Source organism: Streptomyces sp. NPDC046900 (genome assembly GCF_040644975.1).
Classification (GTDB): domain Bacteria; phylum Actinomycetota; class Actinomycetes; order Streptomycetales; family Streptomycetaceae; genus Streptomyces.
In genome coordinates, this window is sequence record NZ_JBEYXD010000189.1 from 1 (window position 1) to 5,682 (window position 5,682).

The 5,682-nt window shown below is 68.2% G+C and carries 2 protein-coding genes and 1 pseudogene; 1 reads left to right on the forward strand and 2 read right to left on the reverse strand.

Annotation, left to right across the window (positions count from 1 at the left end; genetic code table 11):
• Nucleotides 1–121: 121 nt before the first annotated feature.
• Entirely contained in the window at nt 122–2,773 is a 2,652-nt protein-coding gene (locus ABZ904_RS50310; RefSeq protein WP_361830961.1) for a glycosyl hydrolase, read from the reverse strand.
• A gap of 534 nt (nt 2,774–3,307) precedes the next feature.
• Here ABZ904_RS50310 and ABZ904_RS50315 point away from each other — a divergent pair.
• Nucleotides 3,308–3,853 (forward strand): hypothetical protein, encoded by a 546-nt coding sequence (locus tag ABZ904_RS50315; protein ID WP_361001127.1) that lies wholly within the window; start codon nt 3,308–3,310, stop codon nt 3,851–3,853.
• Between the two features lie 366 nt (nt 3,854–4,219).
• Here the strand turns inward: ABZ904_RS50315 and ABZ904_RS50320 are convergent.
• Nucleotides 4,220–5,262 (reverse strand): annotated as a pseudogene (locus ABZ904_RS50320) (barstar family protein).
• Nucleotides 5,263–5,682 lie beyond the last annotated feature (420 nt).

A 5,682-nucleotide genomic window follows, 5' to 3' on the forward strand; every position in this document is an offset into this window, starting at 1 on the left:
CGTGCGCATACCGACCCCCCCCCACCCCCCCCACTTTGGTTTTTTTTCATCTCTAGCGGGGGGGGGCCCGCGGTGCCCCCCCCCATTGGGCGGCCCCCCCACGGAGGGTTTGGGTGTGGCGTTAGGGCGTCTGTGTCTTCCAGATGCCGCGGCCGTGCGTGGCCACGTAGACCTGGCTGCCGTCCGGGCTCGGCGACAGGTAGACCGCCGGCGAGGTGGGCAGGTTCGTGCCCAGGCGCGCCCAGTGGCCGGGCGAGGTGCTGGTGAACACGCCCAGGTCGGTGGCGACTACGAGGGTGCCGTCCTTGGTGACCAGCGCCGCGTTGGCCGGGGCGTCGGGGAAGGAGTCCGTGGCCGAGGCGTCGCCGCTGATGTCCGTCCAGGTCGTGCCGCCGTCCGTGGTCTTCCAGACGTGGCCGTAGCCTGCGCCGGGGCCCTCGTTCCAGTGCCGCGAGAAGCCGTTGATCACCGCGTAGACCGTCTTGCCGGAGGCGTCGGACGGGTCGATGGTCAGGCCGGAGATGTAGCGGTTCGGGAAGGCGGTGGGCAGGTTCACCTGGTGCCAGGTGCCGCCGTAGTTGGTGGCGATGCCCCGTCCGAAGGAGTCGTTGACCGAGGAGCAGGGGCCGCACCAGGCCGCCCACGTCACGTGGTTGCGGCTGGCGACGGCCGAGGCGGAGCGTCCCGCGCCCAGGTCGTACAGCTTGGTCCAGTCGGCTCCTGAGGTGCTCTTCCAGGTTTTGGTGTTGCCCCAGACGTACTGGCCGCCCGCGACCCACAGGCCGTTGGGGTCGGTCTCGTCCGCGCTGAACGGGGCGGTGAAGCGGGCTCCCGGGTCGCCGGGCGCGATGTCGGTGATCACGTCCTCGGAACCGTCGTCGCTCGCGGTGTAGCCGCAGTTGTTCGTGATCTGCAGCGCGAGGTCGACGTATTCGCCGACCGTCTGGCAGCCGTTGTCAGGGTTGACCAGCTGGTCGCCGCCGTCACCGCCGTAGGGGGAGACCATCTGACCGTTCGGGTTCAGCTGCTGCCCCTGGTAGGTGGCGCCCTTGGGTGCGAGCAGTGAGACGCCGTTGTCCTGCAGGCCGCCCCAGACGGCCTCACCGCTGCCGTCGCTCATCTTGCCCGCGCGCACCGAGTAGTACTGGAGGTTGCGCAGGGTGCCCGATTCGTTGAGGTTGCGCCAGCCGGCTGTGGTCTGCGTGGTCGGGCGGGCGTAGGCGCCGCCGTCGTTGCCGACGAACACCTCCGGCGTGCTGCCCTTCCACTGCGAGAAGGCGATCGCGTGCTGGTCGGAGTGCATCACGTCGCCGTCACAGGTGTTCTGCGCCGGGTCGTAACTGAAGCAGGGCATGCCGAAGTTCCAGTAGCGGCCGACCGCCTTCCAGGTGGCGCCGCCGTTCCTGGACTCAAACATCTCCTCCAGGCCCAGGTAGACGTGGTTCGGGTCGCTCGGGTCGACCGCGATGACCTGGTCGTACCAGGCCTGGGAGCCGGGCTGGTAGCCGCTGCCGATCTCGTGGATCTTCATCGCGGAGCCGGTGGTCGACAGCGACGAGGACGTGGCGATCTGCTTGAACGAGCCGTTCGCGTTGCCGCTCTGGCTGACGTACACGCCGGCGAGGACCGAGTACACCCCGGAGCCGGAGGACTTGTTGAGGAGTTTGGGGGACTCCATCGAGACGTACAGCTTGCTGCCGTCGGCCGCGTAGGCGAAGGCGGCGTTGCCGATCTCGGCGGGATTGATCGCACCGGTCGGGTTGGCGCGCTTCCAGGTGCTGCCCGCGTCGTCGGAGTAGTAGAAGCCGTTGTAGTCGGCGCCACTGCGCCAGGCCACGTTGGCCAGCAGCTTGGTTCCATCACTGCCGGGCTGCACGGCGATGTCGTTGGCGATGTCCGCGTAGTGGCTGTCCACCCCGCAGCTCACGCCGCTGATGCCGACGCCCGCGCAAGGTGCCAGGACCTTGGTCCAGGCGGTGGACTGGCCGGCCGACAGCGGACGCCGGAAGAGGCCGTGCGAGGAAGCCGCGAAGACGTACCCGGCGGCCTTGTCGAAGGTGACGGTGTGGATGGAGGCGGAGTCCAGCTCCGTACCACCCACCTTGTCGCTCTCGCTGAAGGTGCCGGTAACCGGGTCCGCGAGACGGTAGACGCCGCTGCCCAGGTAGTTGTCGGAGGCGGTGGTGGCCTCGCCGGTGGCCAGCCACAGCGAGCCGTCGGGCGCGACCGTGAGAGCGCCCACGGACAGGGCGGGCAGCCGGTCGGCGATCGGTGTCCAGGTCCTGCCGTCGTCGGTGGAGCGGAACACACCGCCCCCGGCGGCGCCGGCGTAGACCACGCCCTGGTGGGTCGGGTCGGTGGCCAGGGCGGCGATACGGCCCGCGGAGTGGCCCGCTCCGCCACCGGAGTTGGAGGCCGAGTGATCGCGGTAGTGCAGCGCATCCTCGTTGTACGGCGAGGTGGTGACCTCGCTCCAACTGCCGGACGCGACCGGCATGTTCTTGATGTGCGCCCAGGCGTCGGCGTACGCGCCCGGCGCGATCTGGCCGCCGGGCGAAAGCCTCGGCTCATTGAACGAGTCGACGGATTCCATCAACTCGTGGGACTCCTCGCCCGCCGTGTCATGGCGGCTGGAGTCCGTGTCGCTCACCCCGTACGCAGCGACGGGTCCCGTCCCCGCTATCAGGAGTGCCGCGGCGACGACGGCGAGTGCCGTTCTGCCGCCGCTCTCCGCCCCGCGGCGCGGTCTGCGCCGTGCGGAATACACACGCATGGACTGTCTCCGACTTCTTCGGCGTAAGTCGCGGCCGCCCCTACGGCCGCCCTGGATCTCCTACTGCCGAGCGCCGGAACCGTACCCCTGCGCACTCCTTCAACCCCAGACGTTTACAGCAACTTTAAGGCCTGACAAACGTAACAATTGTCAAAAGTGGCCTCGTTCGCCATCGCGCCTCTCAGAGGTGAGAGCACACCCCACACTTGCAGCGCAGCCAGTCGCTTATCTGTTACCCAAGGCAACCTGTCCAGCCAGTGCCGGGCGTGCCTATGCCGCGCTGGCGGCGCTGAACCAGGGCGGTGCCGGCGGTCGCGGCGACCGCCAGTGATCTCGCGTGTTCGAAGAGGCCACAGGTTCAAGTCATCGAGATCACGCGCTCATGGCGTCCGTTGTGGTTGGGGTGGAATGGCATCGGAGGACGTCGCGAGTCCTGCGGAGCTGGATGACTGGCGGCCGGGGCTGAAGGGATGCGAAAGTACGGCGATCAGCAGCAGCGCGTCCCGTGCCGCGAGGGCGGCCGGAAGGGGCGGGATGAACGTCGATGCGGGGTCCCGGCGGCGCATGAGGGGCTGGGGCGTCTTCGCTGCGGTGGCCGTCGCGGCAGGAGTACTGCTGGTCAGGTGGCTCGTGCCCGATCCGTGGCTGACCATCCAGGATTTCGCCCAAGGGCCTGATGCAGCGGCACCGTCGTGTTCCTGGCCCGTCCACCTCGAAAAGGCCAACCCGGATCAGGCCGGACTCATCCGCTGCTATCTGCGTGCGATCGCCCACCACAGTACGAGCGAGCTCCGTACAGCGGTCCGGGCCCGGGACGATGACGGCCCGACCGGGTTCTCCGCGGCCGACTTCGCCCATACACAGGACGTGAACAGCGGAACTGCGACAGTAACCGTCGTGGACAATGACGTTGACAGCGCCGACGCCACCGTAGTGATCCGCTATGCGGACGGCGTGCGGCAGGAGCTGGACATCCACCTGGCGAACCCGTCGTCGCCGGACTCGTGGCGGTTCTGGGAGGTCGGCACGTACCCGAGCGATCCGAACGACCAGCCTGGTGTGAGCCTTTCAACGCCGTAGTACCCGCGCCGGGTACTCGGTTGCGGTCAGCCGTAAAGCGGCGAAGTACAGCAACCGCCGTGACCGCATATGACCGGTGCCCTCCGCAGCCAACCGCTCGACCAGCCCGGCAGACCGCAGCAACCGAGCAGCCAATAGTTCGCATCGAGAAGGTCACCAGCGCAGGTCCCCGTGCCACTCTCGTGCCAGAACGGGCGGGGACTGAGAGGGAATCAGGGTGCGCAGGGGGACGCGCCGCCGAATCTGCCCAAGGCAGTGAATCCGCAGGTCAGGCCTGTGACCACCTCACCTCGCTCCTAAAACGGGGGTCGCAGTTCGAATCCTGCCGGGGACGCCATCAGGACTGGGTAGATGCTCGGACGGGGATCACGCCAGGGTGACGTGCATGCCGCCCTCGGCTAGGGCATCGAGGACATCGGCGAATAGGTCGTAGGGCTGGCCGTCTGGGGTCAGGGTCCGGGACAGGTGCTTGCGTGCGGTCCCGGCGTTCCGCCAGAGCAGGGTTGCGGGGGCGGTGAAACCGAAGGTGCCGCGCAGGCAGTCATCGAGGGCGGCCAGACAGCCGCCGAAGTAGCCACCCGGCCCGTTCACCGCCTCCCCAAGCGCCAGATAGAGGCCCGGTTCGTCGGTGATGTGTCGGCCGTCGAGTTCGTAGGCATGACCAGCCGGCCGGTCGCGGTGAGAGCGCCGGCAGGCCCGCTCGCGGACGAGATCGAGCCAGGCCCCGCGGCGCCGAGTGTCGAGGCCCGCCCAGGCACCCAGGGTGTCCGGCGGCCCGGCGAGCCACCGCTGCCAGATGGGCCGGGCGAATTCGGGAACGGGGGTGAAGAGCTGCCCGTCAAGCTCCAGGTCGATCAGATCTGTCCCGTAGGAGGATGGGCGCCAGGAGCGGACTTTGGTCCACAGCAGCCGATCGGTGAGCGGCTCGCCCTGGGCGTCCTGTATCTCCAGGGCGGCCTCCTCCAGGTCCAGCGCCCGCCGGGTGCCCTTCATCAATGCAGCTCGCAGCTGATCACCCTGGGCAAATCCCCGCAGGACGAGCAGGGGCGCCGCTTGCTCGGCCGGCAGGACGCAGGTGAATTCCCGACAGGAGCCCAGCCACCGATGCCCGTCGTGCACTCGGACACGACCCATGTGTCCCTCAGGCGGACCTTCGCAGTCGTCCAGGCCAGTGAGCACGAGACTGCCGGTCCCCAAGAGCTGTCCTGGGGTCTCCGCGTCCTCCAGCAGCCAGGGCTCAAGTGCATCGTCGTCCGGCACCATCCACACCCGGCTGCCGACCCAGCCCCCGACCTGGGCACCTTCCGGCACCCAGCCGAAGAGTTCATACGTCCCGCGCCGGGCTCCCCAAAGAGTCCGTCTACTGCGGCGCACACGCCCCAGACGTCGCCGCGCTCCGTCTCCGTCAGCCTGTACCGCCCGTGCCTGCGATGGTCCCAGGCCTCACGCACGGTGGTAATCGTGCCCAGACCAGGCTTTCACGACGAAGCTATTTTCCCAGTCGGTCAAGGTGCCTCAAACAGCTTCTCACCTCAGCGTGGCATCAGCGTAGGCAGCCTGGGTGAGTGTCTAACTGCGTGACAACGCCGACGCACAGCGGCGAACAACCGCGGACGTCTGCGGACCGTCGCAGCAGCTGAGAGACATACCAACGCGAGGTCAAGCGCCCAGCGAAGTTCGTTCGGGACGAAGAGGTCGTGAGCTAAAGGCTGTCGTGCTCGATTAGCGAGCCATCTGCCCAGCACCCGCACCCAGCCAGCAAATCCTTCACCTGTCGGGCGCCCCTCAACCATCGCCCTGTCGGGTGGATCCACAGGGTCACACGGGAT